Source organism: Geomonas sp. Red276, assembly GCF_054784495.1.
Genome location: NZ_BLXW01000014.1, coordinates 69266 through 86065, shown reverse-complemented (window position 1 = coordinate 86065; position 16800 = coordinate 69266). Strand labels below are relative to the sequence as shown.

The 16800-nt window shown below is 63.3% G+C and carries 14 protein-coding genes; 4 read left to right on the top strand and 10 right to left on the bottom strand.

The window, feature by feature from the left end:
• Positions 1–103 precede the first annotated feature (103 nt).
• Both ACYVL5_RS11630 and ACYVL5_RS11625 read left to right on the top strand, forming a co-directional pair.
• Complete coding sequence (locus tag ACYVL5_RS11630) at positions 104–1333, top strand: MFS transporter (RefSeq protein ID WP_460595741.1); 1230 nt, start codon at positions 104–106, stop codon at positions 1331–1333.
• A gap of 74 nt (positions 1334–1407) precedes the next feature.
• Complete coding sequence (locus ACYVL5_RS11625; RefSeq protein ID WP_460595740.1) at positions 1408–1680, top strand: hypothetical protein; 273 nt, start codon at positions 1408–1410, stop codon at positions 1678–1680.
• A gap of 10 nt (positions 1681–1690) precedes the next feature.
• Here ACYVL5_RS11625 and ACYVL5_RS11620 read toward each other — a convergent pair whose 3' ends face one another.
• Positions 1691–3058 carry a TAXI family TRAP transporter solute-binding subunit gene (locus tag ACYVL5_RS11620; RefSeq protein ID WP_460595739.1) on the bottom strand — a complete coding sequence of 456 codons (1368 nt, stop codon included), beginning with the start codon at positions 3056–3058 and terminating at the stop codon, positions 1691–1693.
• A gap of 388 nt (positions 3059–3446) precedes the next feature.
• Here ACYVL5_RS11620 and hcp point away from each other — a divergent pair, with 388 nt between their 5' ends.
• The gene (gene hcp / locus ACYVL5_RS11615; protein ID WP_460595738.1) at positions 3447–5150 is read left to right on the top strand and encodes a hydroxylamine reductase; all 1704 of its coding nucleotides are present in this window, start codon (positions 3447–3449) and stop codon (positions 5148–5150) included.
• 149 nt (positions 5151–5299) lie between these two features.
• Here hcp and ACYVL5_RS11610 read toward each other — a convergent pair whose 3' ends face one another.
• Complete coding sequence (locus ACYVL5_RS11610; RefSeq protein WP_460595737.1) at positions 5300–5581, bottom strand: hypothetical protein; 282 nt, start codon at positions 5579–5581, stop codon at positions 5300–5302.
• On the bottom strand, positions 5553–5843 hold the full coding sequence (locus ACYVL5_RS11605) for a BrnT family toxin (protein WP_460595736.1): 291 nt from the start codon (positions 5841–5843) through the stop codon (positions 5553–5555). Before ACYVL5_RS11605 ends, ACYVL5_RS11610 begins: the two co-directional genes overlap by 29 nt.
• A gap of 390 nt (positions 5844–6233) precedes the next feature.
• Here ACYVL5_RS11605 and ACYVL5_RS11600 point away from each other — a divergent pair, with 390 nt between their 5' ends.
• Positions 6234–7898: a hypothetical protein gene (locus ACYVL5_RS11600; RefSeq protein WP_460595735.1), complete on the top strand. Its 1665-nt coding sequence runs from the start codon at positions 6234–6236 to the stop codon at positions 7896–7898.
• 21 nt (positions 7899–7919) lie between these two features.
• Here the strand turns inward: ACYVL5_RS11600 and ACYVL5_RS11595 are convergent, their stop codons facing one another.
• The 7 genes from ACYVL5_RS11595 to ACYVL5_RS11565 form a co-directional block, all read right to left on the bottom strand.
• Positions 7920–8345, bottom strand: coding sequence for an OsmC family protein (locus tag ACYVL5_RS11595; RefSeq protein WP_460595734.1), 426 nt, complete (start codon positions 8343–8345; stop codon positions 7920–7922).
• A 165-nt stretch (positions 8346–8510) separates the two neighbouring features.
• Positions 8511–9836: an anaerobic C4-dicarboxylate transporter gene (locus tag ACYVL5_RS11590; protein WP_460595733.1), complete on the bottom strand. Its 1326-nt coding sequence runs from the start codon at positions 9834–9836 to the stop codon at positions 8511–8513.
• Positions 9837–10116: 280 nt separating this feature from the next.
• Entirely contained in the window at positions 10117–11544 is a 1428-nt protein-coding gene (locus ACYVL5_RS11585) for a sigma-54-dependent transcriptional regulator (protein WP_460595732.1), read from the bottom strand.
• Positions 11541–13337, bottom strand: a complete 1797-nt coding sequence (locus ACYVL5_RS11580) for a transporter substrate-binding domain-containing protein (protein ID WP_460595731.1) — start codon at positions 13335–13337, stop codon at positions 11541–11543. Before ACYVL5_RS11580 ends, ACYVL5_RS11585 begins: the two co-directional genes overlap by 4 nt.
• Positions 13338–13421: 84 nt before the next feature.
• Positions 13422–13694, bottom strand: a complete 273-nt coding sequence (locus tag ACYVL5_RS11575) for a hypothetical protein (protein WP_460595730.1) — start codon at positions 13692–13694, stop codon at positions 13422–13424.
• A 169-nt stretch (positions 13695–13863) separates the two neighbouring features.
• On the bottom strand, positions 13864–16110 hold the full coding sequence (gene ppk1, locus ACYVL5_RS11570) for a polyphosphate kinase 1 (protein WP_460595788.1): 2247 nt from the start codon (positions 16108–16110) through the stop codon (positions 13864–13866).
• 465 nt (positions 16111–16575) lie between these two features.
• Positions 16576–16740, bottom strand: a complete 165-nt coding sequence (locus ACYVL5_RS11565; protein ID WP_460595729.1) for a hypothetical protein — start codon at positions 16738–16740, stop codon at positions 16576–16578.
• Positions 16741–16800 lie beyond the last annotated feature (60 nt).

The following is a 16800-nucleotide window of genomic DNA, read 5'->3' as shown; positions in this document are numbered from 1 at the left end:
TTGGATGAATCAAAAAATGATATCGAAACGATAAGCATTATATATTTTTCTTATCCACTGGCAACCGCTATCATTCCCTTGGCTGAATCAGGGGGGAGAGCAGATGGGATCGATTACCAGGGGAAGTGACCGCTACCGCAGGATCAACCTGGCCTTTTTCGTGGCCGGCTTCGTGATCTTCATAACGCTCTACGACATGCAGCCGCTCCTGCCGATCTTCACCCGGGAGTTCGGGCTGCACGCCGCCACCGGGAGCCTCCCCCTTTCCGCGGCCACCTGCTCGCTCGCCATCGCCATGCTCTTTGCCGGGAGCATCTCGGAGAGCCTGGGGAGAAAACGGGTCATGGTCGCCTCCCTCTTCGCCACCGCCACCCTCGCCCTCTTCACCTCGTTCACCCACAGCTTCGCCCTGCTGGTGGCCTTGCGGCTTCTGCAGGGGGTGGCCCTGGCCGGGCTTCCGGCGGTGGCCATGGCCTACTTGAGCGAAGAGATGGCCGCGAGCGCGCTCACCTCGGCCATGGGACTCTACATCGCCGGCAACGCCATCGGCGGGATGACCGGCCGCATCTTCACCGCCACCGTCGCCGAACAATGGTCCTGGCGCCTCGCGCTCACCGTGATCGGCGTCGCCACCCTCGCCCTATCCGCCGCCTTCGCCCGCCTCCTCCCCCCCTCGAGCGACTTCCGCCCCCGCCCCTTCGCGGTCGGCTACCTCTTCACCTCGCTCTTGCGGCAGCTTAAGGATCCCGGGCTCCTCTGCCTGTACGGGATCTCCTTCCTGGTGATGGGGAGCTTCGTGACCCTCTACAACTACATCACCTTCCGGCTCTTGGCGCCTCCCTACTCCCTCGGGCACGGCCGGGTCAGCTGGATCTTCCTCGTCTACCTCGCCGGCTCCTTCAGCTCCTCGCTGGTAGGGCGCCTGGTGGAGCGCTTCGGGCGCAGCCGGATGCTCGCCTGCTGCCTGGCGGCCATGGCGGCCGGGGGGGCGATCACCCTGGCCCAGCCGGTGGCGGTCATCGTGGCGGGGATCGGTATCTTCACCTGCGGGTTCTTCGGCGCCCACACCATCGCCTCCAGCTGGGTGGGCGCAAGGGCCCGCACCGCCCGGGCCCAGGCGGCTTCCCTCTACCTCTTCAGCTACTATCTCGGTTCGAGCGTCTCGGGTACCGCGGGAGGGTTTCTCTGGAGCGGACGGGGGTGGGAAGGGGTCATCGTGCTCATCCTGGCACTTTTGGCGGGTGCGGCGGTCTTGGCCAGGTGTCTCACGGCAATCGCGGCGCCGGCCGGCGAGGAAGTACCGGCCGCGGCACCGGAGGCCGTGGAAGGATAATCTAATCCAGATCAGGCTTAAGTTTACGGGGGTGGGGTCGATATATCTGGTGTAGGCAGCAAAGGAGCAAAGCCATGCCGGATCTCATACATCTCGCAAACGGAATCTCGATACCGGTCGAGATGCTCTCCACCTGGGAGCGCCTGGCCGAGTTCGCCACCATCCACGGAAGGGTCTTCGAAGCTGACCTCATGCAGCTGGGCGTCAACCTGCGCCCGATCTTCAGGTTGAACTCCTCCATCGGGGGAGAGCAGGCCATCGCCTTCGGTACCGCCACCTCCTCGACCCTGCAGTTCGTGCTCCGGCCGGACATCTACCGGGCCATGATCGGCACCACCAACAACTGATCCCTCCCCCTCATAGCCGGCCGTCGTTCATGGTCGCCCGGTAGCGCTGGGCGACGAACTGGATGTGGTCCCTCAGCACGTAGAACTGCTCGGCGAAGGCCAGCGGCACCTTCATCCGGTTCACCTGCACCTCGATCTCGTCGAGTTTCCTCAGAAGCTGGGTCCGCTCCTCCGGGGTGGGGTTGTCGAGGATGGTCCTCTCCAGGGCGATCAGGGCGCCGTACCAGCGGTAGATGCGCGACCTGATCCGCCAGTTGTAGATGGCCGGCAGCAGCTTGACGCCGGGGATCAGCAAGACCAGCACGGGAACGACGACCACCACCATCCTGTCCACCAGGCTTGCCAGCCAGAACGGGAGCCACTTGTAGAAGAACCCCTTGCCTGAACTGTAGTAGCGCTTGGCGTCGGAGCTGACCGGGAACTCGTGCTCCAGCGGGGCGGGGAATTCTCCCGCCTTCTGGAAGAGGGTGGAGCGGCCGTGGATCTCGCGGGCGGCCTCGATCAGGAGATCGGAAAGCGCCGGGTGGAGCCGCTTTCTGGCCACCAGCTCGACGGTCGGGCCGACCAGCTGCACGTCCTGGGGCGGGATGTTCTTGCCGAACTCGATCCCCCCCATCGGGAGCGTCATCTTCATCAGGTAGGGGAACTTCCGCGAGTAGGCGTCGGCCTGGCTGACGTCGAAGAGCCGCACCCCGGGGGCGCGGAGCAGCTTGCGCAGGACCGGCGGCGTGGCCGAGTCCCCCATCAGGAAGATGGCATCGGCCTGGCCCGAGAGAAGGGCATCGGAGGCATCGCTGCCGGCCAGGGGAAGAAGCTGGGTCTTGCCGCCGGGCTCGATGCCGTTGGCCTTCAAAAGGGTCATCGCCAGGGTCTGGGTCCCGCTCCCCTCGGTGCCGACCGCTACCCGCTTCCCTTCGAACTGGGAGAGGATGGAGAGCGGCTTGTCGCCACGGTAGAACAGCAGCAGCGGCTGGTGAAAGATGCTCCCGAGCGAGACCAGGTTGCTGATATCGGTGCCGTTGGCCACCCCCCCTTGCACGAAGCCGATATCGACCTTGGAGTTGGGATCGGTCAGCCGCCGGAGGTTCTCCAGGGAGCCGGCCGAGGGAAGGATCTTCAACTTGATACCGTTTCTGGCCAGGATCTTCCGGTACTTCTCGGCGTTGAGCATGTATATGCTTCCCGGGGCCCCGGCGGTCATGGTGATGGTGTTCGGCGGCGCAGGGCGCACGTACCAGTAAGCGAGCAGGATCACCAGCACGGTCAAAAGCACCATCGGGAGGGCGGAGACCACCAGGTCGCGCACCGAGACTCCGACGAAACGAGCGAGCGGCCTCACCTGAAAGAGGTTGCCGCCGGATTTTTCCTGTTTGTTCATGTCCGCCCTTCCTGTTTCCAGCCTGAAAGTTGTCTCGTTCATCCCCTCGCCCCTTTATTAGGGGAGAGGGGATGAATGTGAAGCCTTTGGCCGCCCAATTGTACGCATAGATGGAAGAATTTCCAGTCCCATCTGCTTGCACAGCAAAACCCCCTCCCAGGCTCCCCCGCCAGCGTTCTCCCCACCCGCGAAAAAGACCAAAGAGACCCGAAATTGTACTTACTGCGATTTTATGACTTTAGTCAAGGCCGCGAAGGCCAACCGAAGGTAAGGTCACCTCATCGAAAACGCGGTACGGAGCACCAATCATCGGAGTCTCCGCCACGGTAACCGGCAAGGAAGCCGAAAAAAAATCAAGGCGCTCCAGGCGGAGCCCCGGGAGAAATCAATGATCGACAAAGTCAAGAGCTTCTTCGGATTTACCAACTCAACCAACAACGCAGCAATCAAGGAGGAGAAGATGGACATGTTTTGCTTTCAGTGCGAGCAGGCCGCCAACGGCGGGTGCTCCAAGGTAGGGGTCTGCGGCAAGCAGCCGGAAGTGGCCGCTCTCCAGGATCTTCTGGTCTACGCCATGAAAGGGATCGCCTTCTGGGCCGACAAGGCCCGTCAGAAAGGCGCCAAGGACGCCGAGATCGACCGCTTCATGCTGGACGGTCTCTTCACCACCGTCACCAACGTCGACTTCGACGCCGAAGAGATCGCCAAGCTGGTCCGCGATGCCGCCCATCAGCGCAACCGCGCCCAGGCCCTCTTCGAGAAGGTCAACGGCGCCCCCTTCACCGGCCAGGTTCCCGAAGCCGCCCAGCCCTTCGCAGCCGGCAGCACCTCCGAGCTGGTCGCCCTGGGTGCCGCCCACGGCGTAAAAGATTCCTCCATCGACCCGGACGTGAAATCCGTCCAGGAGATCATCATCTACGGCATCAAGGGTTACGCAGCCTACGCCCACCACGCCCTGGTGCTTGGCCAGGAAAACGACGAGATCTACGCCTACACCCACAAGGCGCTGGCCGCCACCCTCGACAAGAGCCTGGGTCTCATGGACTTCGTCGGCCTCGCCATGGAGTGCGGCAAGACCAACCTGACCACCATGGCGCTTCTGGACAAGGCCAACACCGACGCCTTCGGCCATCCGGTTCCGACCCCGGTCCAGCTCGGCACCAAGGCTGGCAAGGCGATCCTGGTCTCCGGGCACGACCTCCGCATGCTGGAAGAGCTCCTCAAGCAGACCGAAGGGAAAGGGATCAACATCTACACCCACGGCGAGATGCTTCCCGCCCACGGCTACCCCGGCCTCAAAAAGTACAGCCACCTGGCCGGCAACTTCGGCGGCGCATGGCAGGATCAGGCGAAAGAGTTCGTCAACTTCCCCGGCGCCATCATCTTCAACACCAACTGCATCCAGCGCCCCGCCGAAAGCTACAAAGACCGCCTCTTCACCTGGGGCCTCGTGCAGTGGCCGGACGTCAAGAACATAAGCGGCATGGACTTCACCCCGGTCATCGAGAAGGCTCTCGCCCTCCCCGGCTTCGACGAGGCTCCGGGCAAGGAGATCCTCACCGGCTTCGGCCACAACGCCGTGATGGGCGTGGCCGGCCAGGTCATCGACGCGGTCAAGGCCGGCGCCATCCGCCACTTCTTCCTGATCGGCGGCTGCGACGGTGCCAAGAGCGGCCGTAACTACTACACCGAGTTCGCCGAGAACGTCCCGAGCGACTGCGTGATCCTGACCCTGGCCTGCGGCAAGTTCCGCTTCAACAAGCTCGACTTCGGCGACATCGGCGGCATCCCGCGCCTTCTGGACATCGGGCAGTGCAACGACGCTTACTCCGCGATCCAGATCGCGGTCGCCCTGGCCGGCGCCTTCGAGTGCGGCGTCAACGACCTCCCGCTCTCCTTCATCCTCTCCTGGTACGAGCAGAAGGCGGTGGCCATCCTCTTGACCCTGCTCCACTTAGGCGTGAAGAACATCAAGCTTGGACCGAGCCTCCCGGCCTTCATCACCCCGAACGTGCTGAACTTCCTGGTCGAGAACTTCAACATCGGCCCGATCGGCACCGCCGAAGGCGACCTCAAGCAGATCCTCGGCTAAAACCGGTTCCCGCCGAACCATCGCAGCAACAAAAAACCGCGGTCCCATCCAGGGCCGCGGTTTTCTTTTCCCTACCATCCCGTCATCACCGTCCGAGGCGGGTGACGTAGATTTCCTTCAGACCAGCCATCGCTACCAGCGTGGAAGAGCTAACCGGCGCGCAGTTTTTTCGCGCGGCCGGTTGAGCGCGTTGTTGGCTGCGCCGACTGTGCGTCAGCGTATGAATCAAGCAATTGCCGGATCATCCGCTGGTATTGCGTATGATATTTTGATGCCTCAGACTTGAAAAACTCGATGCTCTTCTTACTGAGGGAGATAGTCACCTTGACCGATTCCTCCCGAAACGCCAACTCTGCGGGAGAGGGGAGAAAGTCCGGGACTATCTTCAGCTCGCCTAAGGGTTCATCGGAGTATTTTGTTTTCGTGCTCATAGATCGTCCTTCCTTTCCGCCAGTAACCGGCTCCGAAGATCCGAATCACGCTATTGCGATACATAAAACGTACCGTGATGATGCCATCCTTGACCTTCCCAAAACAGAAGTAGCGCATTTCCTGGTCGCTATGAGTCACATCCTCCGCAATGATGCGATGCGAATCGGCAAAGGCGTATTGGGCCTCCGCAAATGAGACTCCGTGCTTTTGCAGGTTTTCCTGATCCTTCTTCGAGTCCCATTCGAAATGGGTTCTATTCATACGAATAACCTTAGCAGAAAACGAGGCGCACAGCCATATCTTTATATGGTATTTTTTATGGTTTGTTTTTGTTGGCTAACCCAACAACAAGTAGCGTATCCGTATATAGGTGATGGTCACCTATAGCGGTTACTTGACCTTTTCTATCTGACCGGCTCGCTTCGGGAGGGGCTCATGTGAAGGGAAACGCGGCCCTTAAATCAAGGGAAAATGTATAGCGGTTGTTCACTGCTGTCAAAGGTGAACTTTGGCCCGGTTCAGGCGATCAGGAAGGGCGATGGGAGTTTTGCAAGACGAATTCGGTCGGCTATACTTGCTGCTGGTTCGCCGGCCAGGCGAGCACTTCCAGCGGGGGGAGGGGCAGTGGGAGAACCGGAGCCGAATCTTCTCGTGCAAGCCCCCCTAGCGGCGGAAGGGGTTTCCACCGGGACCGCCTCCGACCTTCCACCGCGGGGAGAAAGGATGGCCTTCCTGGCGGCCGTGCTCTTTTTCACCGCGCTCTCCCTCTGGCCCGTCTGGACGGTCCGCTTTCTCCCGATGCAGGACTACCCGCAGCACCTGTTTCTCTCGCACCTGGCGGCCACCTACCACGACCCAGCCTTCAACTGGCCGGCCCATTACACCGTCGGCTTCGGTTTCCGGCCCTACCACCTCTGGTACCTGGCCATGGCGGCGCTCACGCTGGCCGTGAAGACCGAGGTCGCCGGGAAAATCCTCGTTTCACTCTACATCCTGCTGGTATCCCGGCTGGCGATCAAGGCGGGCGCACTCTTCCCCGGCACCGGACAGCCATGGGGCGCCCTCCTCCTCTTCCCGTTGGCCTTCAACCAGATTTACTACCTGGGCTTCCCCAACTTCCTCCCCACCCTGCCGCTGGTGTTCCTGGCGCTCCTCGAGTTCGACTCCTTCACCCTCTCACCGCTGTCGATCGCGCGCCACGGGGCGTATTGCCTGGTCATCTTCCTGGCCCACCCTTACGCGGCCCTGGTCTACATCGTCCTCGCCGCGGTCTGGTTATCCCCCGCCCCCCCCTTTCGCCGGGAGGCCATGACCAGGCTCCTTCCCGCACTGGTCATGGCGGCAGCCTTCGCGGCGTGGTACCTGACCTCCCACCAGGCGAGCTCGGCCCCCACCAAGGTCCCGTGGGGGATCAGGTGGTGGCCTTTGCTGGGGACAGTGGCCTTCTACCTGCTCCCGTTTACCGGCATGCGTCTCGTGGAGGGGTGCGACTGGGTGGCCATCGCGGGCTGGGGCGTCCTGGCGGCGACCCTCGGGAGGCTTCTGTGGCGTAGTCGGGTGGGCACCCCGTGCCCACGCGTTTCTCGAAAACAATGGTGGGCAGGGGGCTCCCCACCCTACGAGAGCACGAAAACTCCGCGCCGGCTCTTGGCCGTCTATCTCGCCACCACGGCGGGCTTTCTGGTCCTCCCCTTCTACCTGGGGTTCTACACCTATTTCAACCTCCGCCTGGCCCCCTTCTCCTACTTCGCCCTGGCCCTCTGGATGGCATCGGTACCGGTCCCTCCCCGCTCGCGGGTGGTGCTGACCGGCGCCATTGCCCTGCTTCTCTGCTCTTCGCTGCAAATCCACCGTGCGGTCGCCCGCGAGACGGAGAGCATCCTGCCGGTGCTTTCGGCGATGAAGAAGAACGCGGCCGTTTTGCCGCTCGTCGCCGACGGGAGCTCCCGGCGGCTCGACGCCTCCTTTTTCTACCAGGCCCACAACCACGACACCGACTACTACCACCTCCTGGTGGGAGGGGGCGTCTCTCCAACCCTCTTTCCCAACGCCATGATGCCGGTGCAGTTGCGGAGCGGCTCGGCCCTCCCCCTCCCCCTCCCCGATTCCGTCTCAACGTTTTCCTGGGAGAAACATGGCGCCTGGTACGATTACCTGCTGGCCCGCAACCCGGCGCCAGAGCTCCGGGCCATCCTGAGGGAACACTGCACCCTGCAAGCCGCATCGGGTCCCTGGGAACTCTACCAAAACAAAGGGGCCCGCAGGCCCCTCATCCCGGTAGCAGGAGCCGGCCGGGAGGTCTCTTCCGTCCATTGACGGAAGGGTCCGATCTAAATCTCAGTCCTCCAGCCGCGCCGACAGGGTGATATTGGCCTTGAGCACCCGGGAAACCGGGCAGTTGGCCTTGGCGTCGTCGGCGATGTTCTGGAACTGGTCGTCGGAGATATCGGGGACCCGGGCCGCGGCATCGAGCTGGATGGACCTGATGCTCCAGTTTCCCTCCAGGTTTTCGAGGTCGAGCGAGGCCTGGGTCCGGATCCGGTTGGGCTCGAAGCCGGCCTTGACCAGCGCCGCCGAGAGCGCCATGGAAAAGCACGCTGCGTGGGCCGCCGCGATCAGTTCTTCCGGGTTGGTCCCCTTCTCCTCCCCGAACCTGGTCGCGAACGAGTAGCCGGTCTCGGAAAGAACGCCGCTTTCGGTGGAGACGGTCCCCTTCCCCTCCTTGAGCGAACCGGTCCATACTGCCGAAGCTATACGTTTCATGATGCTTCCTCCTTTCACGCTTTAATGACCGTTGCTACCCCATTGTATGACAGAAGCGACCGAAGGGACAAACGAGACCCTGGAGACGACCAAGAGGCGCCGCGAAAAAAGGGCCGCACCCCCTGGTGGGATGCGGCCCTTTTTGGTTTGCGGCGGGAGAGACGGCTAGAACATGAACCTGGTGATCGTGTAGGCGACCACGGTGGAGACGCCGACCCCGATGAAGCCGGGAATCATGAAGCTGTGGTTTAACAGGTACTTCCCGATCCTGGTGGTCCCGGTGCGGTCCATGTTGATGGCGGCCAGGTCGCTCGGGTAGAAGGCGAAGAAGAAGTAGGCGTAGCTGCAGGGCATGAGGCCTAACAGCAGCGGGACGGGAAGACCAAGCGCGGCGCCGAAGGGGAGCATGATGATCAGGGTGGCCGCCTGGCTCTTCACGAAGGCGGAGACGCAGAACATGGCGATACCGAAGGTCCAGGGGGCGATCTTCACCATCATGCCGATCTTGTCGACGAGGAAGGACTTGTTGGCGGTCACGAAGGTATCGGACATCCAGGCGATACCGAAGATGGAAACCACCGCGATCATGCCGGCGGTAAAGACGCTCGAGTGGGCGATGTCCTTGGCCTTGACCCCCGAGGAGAACATGATGAAGGCGCCGAAGCCAAGCATGATGAACTGGACCACGGTGGTCATCGGGACCGGCTTGCCGGCTGCCAGCGGGAGAAGCTCGGGGTAGACCGCGAAGCCGATGATGCTCAGGACGCCGGCGAAGAAGAGGAGCACGGAGACCTTGGCAGTGGTGGAGATTTTCTTGTCGAGGGTGGTGACCGAGCCGTTCAGGGCGGCGGCGAACTCGGGGTCCTTCATCCTTTCCAGGAACTCGGGATCCTCATAAAGCTCCTTGCCGCGGTTGAAACTCCAGGCGGCGGCCGCCAGCACACCGATCACGCCCGCCGGCAGGGTCACCATGAGGATATTGAAAAGGGAGATGGGATGGCCGCTCTTGATGGTGAAAGCCAGGAAGGTGGTCACCGCGGCCGCCACCGGGCTCGCCGTGATCCCCATCTGGGAGGCGACCGAGGAAATGGCCATCGGACGCTCCGGACGGATCTTGGTCTTCAAGGCCACGTCGGCGATGACCGGCAAAAGTGCGTACACCGCATGGCCGGTACCGACGCAGACGGTCAGGAAAAAGGTGGAGAGCGGGGCAAGGATGGTCACGTACTTGGGATGCGCCCGCAGCATCTTCTCGGTCAGTTGCACCAGGTACTCGAGGCCGCCCGCCACCTGCAAGGTCGCCGAGGCGGTCACCACCGCCAGGATGATCAGCATGACCGCGATCGGAGGCTCGGAAGGAGCCACCCTGAAAAAGAGCACCAGGACGGAGACGCCCAGGCCGCCGATGAGACCCAGGGCCACCCCCCCTTTGCGCACGCCGAGGAGGATCGCTCCCAGCACCAGCACGAATTGGATCCAGAACATTGCCATTGTCTTCACCTCTCGTTTTAGGCCAGGTCCGTCACCGTCCGGGCCGATTTGGCTCACCGCCACACCCTCATGAGAGCATCAACGGTGCCAAAACCAATGAAAGGCGCTAAGTCCTCATTATCGCTAAGGGAAATGCCTTGATCGAGACGGAGCCGGGCGAGGAAGTGGAATAACGAGAGGTTATAGTCCGGTGGGGGAGCAAGCGGCCGGGAGGGAATAAGTGACGGCGGCAAGCGTGTTTAGGCGGGGAATAACCTGCGGCTATCGCTATAACCGCAGGTTATGCAGGTTCTGAACGCATCATCTTGAGCCGCTTGTTGAGGGCCGGCTGGGAGATCCCGAGGAGCCGCGCGGCGAGCGTCTGGTTGCCGTTGGCGCGCGCCATCGCCTCCATGACCAGGAAGGAGGCGGCGTCGGTAAAGGTGGGGAGCTCGGCGAAACCGGCGAACGGGTTGTCCCGGGGAGCCGGAGCCGGGGCAGGGGCCGACTCCCGGGCCCCTTCCACCGCCTTCACGAAGGCGTCCATGGAGAGCATCCGGTCCCGGTGCAGGCTGACGGCGTCATAGACCATGGCCCGCAGCTCCCGGACGTTGCCGGGGAAGCTGTAGGTGGCGAGGAACTGGGCGAGCCCCTTGGGCGGAGTCGGCTTCTTCTTCCCGAGCGCCTCGGCCGCCTCGGCGAGGAAGTGATCGAGCAAGAGCGCAATGTCACCCTTACGCTCCCGCAGCGGCGGGACCTTCACCTGGTGGGTGCGCAGACGGAAGTAGAGATCGCGCCGGAAGGTGCCGGCGGCCTCCTTGGCGGCGAGGTTCTGGTGGGTGGCGACGATGACCCGCGCCTTGATCCTTTTGGGCTGGTCGCTTCCCAGCGGGAAGTATTCCCCCTCCTGCAAAAGCCGCAGGAGCTTCACCTGGGAGGGGATACTCAGGTCGCCGATCTCGTCCAAAAAGAGGGTGCCGTCGGCCGCCTCCTCGACCATCCCCTTGCGGGGGGCCTCCGCGCCGGTGAAGGCGCCGCGCAGGTGGCCGAAGAGGGTGTCGGCGAAGACCGAGTCGTCGAGGCCGGCGACGTTGACGGTGACGAGCTTCCCGCGGCAGCCGGAAAGCCGGTGGGCGGCCCGGGCCAAAAGCTCCTTCCCCACCCCGCTCTCCCCGGTGATCAGCAGCGGCTGGGGGCTTTTGGCCACCGCCTCCAGGTAGGAGAAGATCCCCAGCATCCCGCGATCGGCGGTGACGATGTCGGCGAAGACCGCGGGATGGCGAAGCTCCCCGGAGACCAGGCGGGTCGACATCTCCCGGTAGTCCCGCTGCATCTCCAGCATGCGGACCGCCCTGAGCACGCCCCCCACGATCCGGTCCTCCTCGTCGGTCTTGATGAAGTAGTCGAAGGCCCCGAGCTTCATGCAGCGGACCGCGGTCTCCAGCTGGTTCAACCCGCTCACCACGATAGAGGTGATCTCCGGGTGGCGTTCGGCGATGGTCTTCAAGAGCTCCTCGCCCGAGATGTGCGGCATGGTGAGATCGAGGAGCACCATCCCGATCCCTCCCTGGTCCAGCATCTCCATCACCTTGCGGGAATCGTCGCAGGTGACCAGGTTGGTGAGCCCGGCGACGCTTTTCAGGGTGAGCGAGAGGGAGCGGAGCCAGGTCGGCTCGTCGTCGACCAGGAGGATGCGGAAATTGGGGTAGAGGGTGGTTTCGCCGGTCATGCCGATGCCTCCTTGGCGGCGGGGAAGGTCAGGGTGACGCAGGTTCCTTCTCCCGGGGTCGATTCGAAGCTCATGCTCCCGCCGTGCTCCTTGACGATGCCGGCCGAGACCGAGAGACCGAGGCCGGTCCCGCCGGAGTCCCGCTTGGTGGTGAAGAAGGGATCGGTGAGCCGGGAGAGGTTCTCGGGGGCGATGCCGGTTCCCTGGTCCTCGACCCGCAGATCGATCCGCTTGCCGTCTGAGGAGACCCCGGTGGAAACGGTGATCCCCCGCTGCGGGTCGGGAAGCGCCTGGCAGGCGTTGAGGATGAGGTTGACCACCACCTGCTCGATCCTTTGCGCGTTCCCCACCATGGCGGGAAGGGGCTCGGTGAGCCGGACGGTGAGGTTGCCGGTAGCCTTGCGGATGGTGGGCTCCACCAGCCTGAGCGCGGTCCGCACCACCTCGTTAAGGTCCATCCCGGCCCGGTCCCCGGCGTCGTCGCGGCGGGCGAAATCCTTGAGATCGTGCACGATCCGCTTGATCCTCTTGGCCCCCTCCTGCATGCCGTCCAGGATGCGGGGGATCTCCTCCCGCATCTCCGAATAGGGTATCCCCCCCAGCGAAAAGTCGCCGTGCTCCCGGTAGTACCCCTCGAGGATCGGGGTGGTGTCCTGGTGCGCCCTTTTTAGGACCGGGATGTCGAGCAGGATGAGGCCGGTCGGGTTGTTGATCTCGTGGGCGACGCCGGAGACGAGTACCCCGAGGGCGGCCATCTTGTCCGCCTGCACGAGCTGCTGCTGGTTCAAGAGGAGCTCCTCCTGGGCGCGCAGCTTCTCGGCGACCTCGCGGGTGAGGTCGGCGGTCCTCAGCGCCACCTCGTGGTGCAGCGTGCGCGACCAGAGGGCGAAGGCGCCCAAAAGGAGCATGAGGGGAATCACCACGATGGCGGCGTACTTGACCACCATCTTCCAGTCCACGGGGGCGGGCTCCAGCACCCCCAGCCATTTCTCGTAGATCGCCTGCTGCTGGCCGGTCTTCTTGAGGATGGCGAGCCCCTCGTTGAAGCGGGAGATGAGCTCCTGGTTCCCCTTGTCCACCGCGTAGCAGTAACGCTGGCTGGCGACGTTTCTGATCACCGGCACCAGGTTGGAGAGCTTCAGCTCCCGGATGAGGTACATCCCCGGCACGATGGCCACGATGGCATAGTCGGCGTTTCCCGCCGCCACCCGGCGCAGCGCGTCGGCCGGGGTGTCGGTCAGCACCAGGTTGGCGCGGAAACGGATCCCCGCCAGGTAGTCGTGCATGATGCCGCCACGGTGGACGGCCACCGTTTTCCCCTCCAGGTCATGGAGGGTGTTGACGTTTTGGGAATCCCTGCGGGCGAAGACCGCGTGATTGACGATGGTGTGGGGGATGGAGAAATCGACCTCGGCGGCCCGTTCATCCGAATAGGACATCCCCTCCAGGACGTCCACGGTGCCGTTTTGAAGCGCGCCCCGCATCTCGGACCAGGTCCCCAGCCTGAACTGCACCTTCATCCCCATGACATCGGCGATGGCCTTGGTCAGCTCGACGTTGTAGCCGGCGGGACGTCCGTCCTTGTCCAGGTATTCGTAGGGAGGATAGTCGCGGTCGCCGCCTACCACGATCACCGAACCGGGAGGATGGCGGTAGACCTCGGTGTTGGCGGTGGCCAGGGGGGGGAAGAGAACGGCAAAAAGCGCCAGCGCCAAGGCGAAACGAAGCCAGGGGGAGGGGGTGGCTGCTCCCGGGTAGGGGGCTCGATGGCGGGACGGCAAGGGCAACGGCATGGGCTCTTTCTTCCGCAACCGGCGCGGATCTCTCCCTTCCCTTAAAGAGAGGGGCGGGGTGAGGATGGGGGTAAAAAGGATCGGCTACTTCTCCTCGTCGGGCGGGTCCTGGACGATGACACTGTCACAGATGATTTTCTTGCTGTCACGCATGTCGGAGTATTTGAAGCCGCCGCCCAGGGTAGTGGGAGAACAGACGTTGTCGGGAGAGTTGGCGTTGACCAGACAGATTGCGCAGGTGACGGTGGGATTGTCAGTCAGTTTCTCCACTTCTTCAACCATTCCCTTGCTGTGCAGATAGCAGATATGCTGTTCGTGCCTGCCGGCACAGACGCAGGTTGCTTTTTTCTCATCCATCACGTACCCCCGATCAAACAACTCAAGCGGCTCCGCCTTGAGCCAAGGTCTATGGTAGTCCTTTTCGCCGTCCCTGTCATGTTCCGCCCCTTCGGCGGAGGGCCCTCTTAGGAAAAGGGGGGCAGGGGGGGTGCCAAAGGGGGACTTAAACGGCTCCCCTTCACCGCCCTCATGGTCTCCTGACGTCGATGGTGACCTTTTGCTTCTTGAGCGCCTCCTTGAGCCGCTTGTGCGCCTGCCCGATCAGCATCTGGTGCGTCCCCTCGGAGGGCTCCCCCTCGGCGGGATGGCGCTGGAGGTAGCTTCCGTCCGGCTGCATGTCCCAGGCGGAGCGGTGGTCGGCCTCGTAGCACTGGAGGATGGAGCGGAGCTCGGCGGTCAGCTCGGGGGCGGTGACCGGGCAGAGCACCTCCACCCGCGCCTCGAGGTTGCGCTTCATGGCGTCCGCCGAGGAGATGAAGTACTCCTCCTGGCCGCCGTTTCGGAAGTAGTACAGGCGCGCGTGCTCGAGGAAGCGCCCGACGATGCTGATCACCCGGATGTTGTCGGAAAGCCCGGGGATCCCGGGCCGCAGCCGGCAGGTATCCCGGACGTAGAGATCCACCTTCACCCCCGCCATCGACGCGCGGTAGAGCGCCTTGACGGTCTCCCCGTCCTCCAGGGCGTTCATCTTGAGCTGGATGAGCCCCCCCCCGCGCTCGCGGTGCAGCGCGATCTCCCGCTCGATCTTGGACAAAAGCGCCTTCTTCAGGAACTTGGGAGCCGGCACCAGCGCGCGGTAGTGGCGGTTGGCCGAGAAGCCGGTGGTGAGGTAGTTGAAGAGCTCGGTGACGTCCTGGGCGATGGTCTCGTCGCAGGTCAATAGCCCCAAGTCGCTGTAGACGCGGGCGGTCTCGGCGTGGTAGTTGCCGGTCCCGATGTGCACGTAGCGCCTTAAGCCCTGGTAATCCTGGCGGACCACCAGGATCACCTTGCAGTGGGTCTTAAGCCCCACCACCCCGTAGGTGACGTGGATCCCCGCCTCCTCCATCATCTCCGCGAACCGGATGTTGGCCGCCTCGTCGAAGCGCGCCTTGAGCTCCACCACCACCGCCACCTGCTTGCCGTTTTGGGCCGCCTGGAGAAGGGAATCGACGATGCGGCTTTGGGCCGAGGTCCGGTAGAGGGTCATCTTGATGGCGCGCACCTTGGGATCGCCGGCCGCCTCGCGCAGGAAGCGCTCCACCGAGGTGGAGAAGGAGATGTACGGGTGCTGCAAAAGGACGGCGCCCGCCTCCCGGATGGTGTGGAAGATGTTCCGCTTGGTGAGGAGCAGCGGGTGGTCGATCGGGTGATGGGCCGGGTCGTGCAGCCGCGGGTAGTCCAGCCTGGCCAGCTCGAAGAGATCGCGCATGGCCAGCATCCCCGAGACCTCGAAGACGTCATTTTCCTCGTCGAGTTCCAGCTCAGCGGCCACCCTCCCACGGTGCACCGGGTCCATCCCCGCCTCGATCTCCAGACGGACGATGGGGGCGAAGCGCCGCTCCTTGAGCTCGGACTCGATCATCGCCATCAGGTCGTCCGCCTCCTCCTCGTCCTTCTCCGTGTTGGCGTTGCGGGTGACCCGGAAGATCTCGCAGGCAACCACGTGCATCCCGGGGAAGAGGGTGTCGAGGTTGTTCCGCATCACCTCTTCCAGCAGGATGAAATGGTCGGCCTTGCCGATCCGGATGAAGCGGGGCGAGCCGAGGCCGACCGGGACCTTGACCCGGGCGAGCGTCAGCTCGCGGGACTTCGGGTAGCGCAGGGTCACCAGGAGGTTCAGGGAGAGGTTGGAGATGAACGGGAACGGGTGCGCCGGGTCGATCGACTGGGGGGTCAAAAGGGGATAGATGTTGGTGTAGAAGTGCTCCCGGACGAGCTTCTTCTGCTTGGGGGAGAGCCCGTCGTAGCTCTCGATGACGATCCCCTTCTGCTCGAGGAGGGAGCGTACCGTCTTGAAGGCCTCCTTCGTGCGTCCGTGGATGTCGCGGATCAGGGCCTGGGACTCGAGGACCTGCTGGCGCGGCGTGCGCCCGTCCAGGGTCGGCTCGTGCATGCCGGCGCCGATCTGCTGCTTGAGGCCGCCGATCCTCTTCATCACGAACTCGTCGAGGTTGGAGCTTACGATGGCGATGAACTTGAGCCGCTCCAAGAGCGGGGTGCGGTCGTCGATCGCCTCGTGGAGCACCCGGCGGTTGAACTCCAGCCAGGTCAGCTCACGGTTGAGATACCACTGGCTGTCGGAGAGGTCGAAGGGAGATTCCGGTTCGGCGGCGGGGCCGCCCTTCTTCACCCGCGCTCCCTTCTCCTTGGCAGACTTGGGAGCGGCCGCTTTCGCCTTTCCCCCCTTGGCCGGCTTGACGGCCTTCTTCTTGGGCCCTTTACCGACAGGCAGTCTCCCTTCCGCCGCCGGTGGGAGCTTGGGCTGCGGTGGGGCCGGGGCGGCATCCCCCACCCTCTCGGGCGCATCCCCTGAGGCAATTTCGGCAGGAGCGGAGTTTCCCTCATCGCTGTTCTTGACTAGTTTCAGGATCTTGGTCTCAATCACACATCACTCCATGACACCGTTGATACCTGTAATTCTTACACTATCGGCAACGAATGGCAAGAATGCGGCGGGGGCGGCTCAGCTTGAAGGGTTAAGAGAGACCCAGCCGGGGCTCATTCATTGCGATGATCTCTCAAGGTAACACGCTGATTCAGCGCCGCTTCACCACTTCAAGGGGAGAGACCGTTGTGAGTGTAAATTGGCCGCCGGAGGCGGCGGGAGGATAGGGATCGGCATAAGAAAAGCCCCTGCCGAACTCGCGTGAATGCTCGTTCGACAGGGGCAGTAGTCGGGGAAGCGGAAGGGGGTGGATCAGCGCTGGCGCCTGCCACCTTCGGTGCCGCCGGGGAACTTCTTGGCGGCCCGTTTCCTCAGGATCCTCATCACCTCGGTGGCACTCCACTCCTTCTCTTCCCGTCTCCGTTCCATGATCAGTATGATGGGGTCCGTCCTTCTCTTGAGCTCGTCCTCGTCCATGGCTTCCTCCCGCGGCCGGAAAACCCGGCCGTCCTCAGGATCCCGGTTCGCTTACGGGGG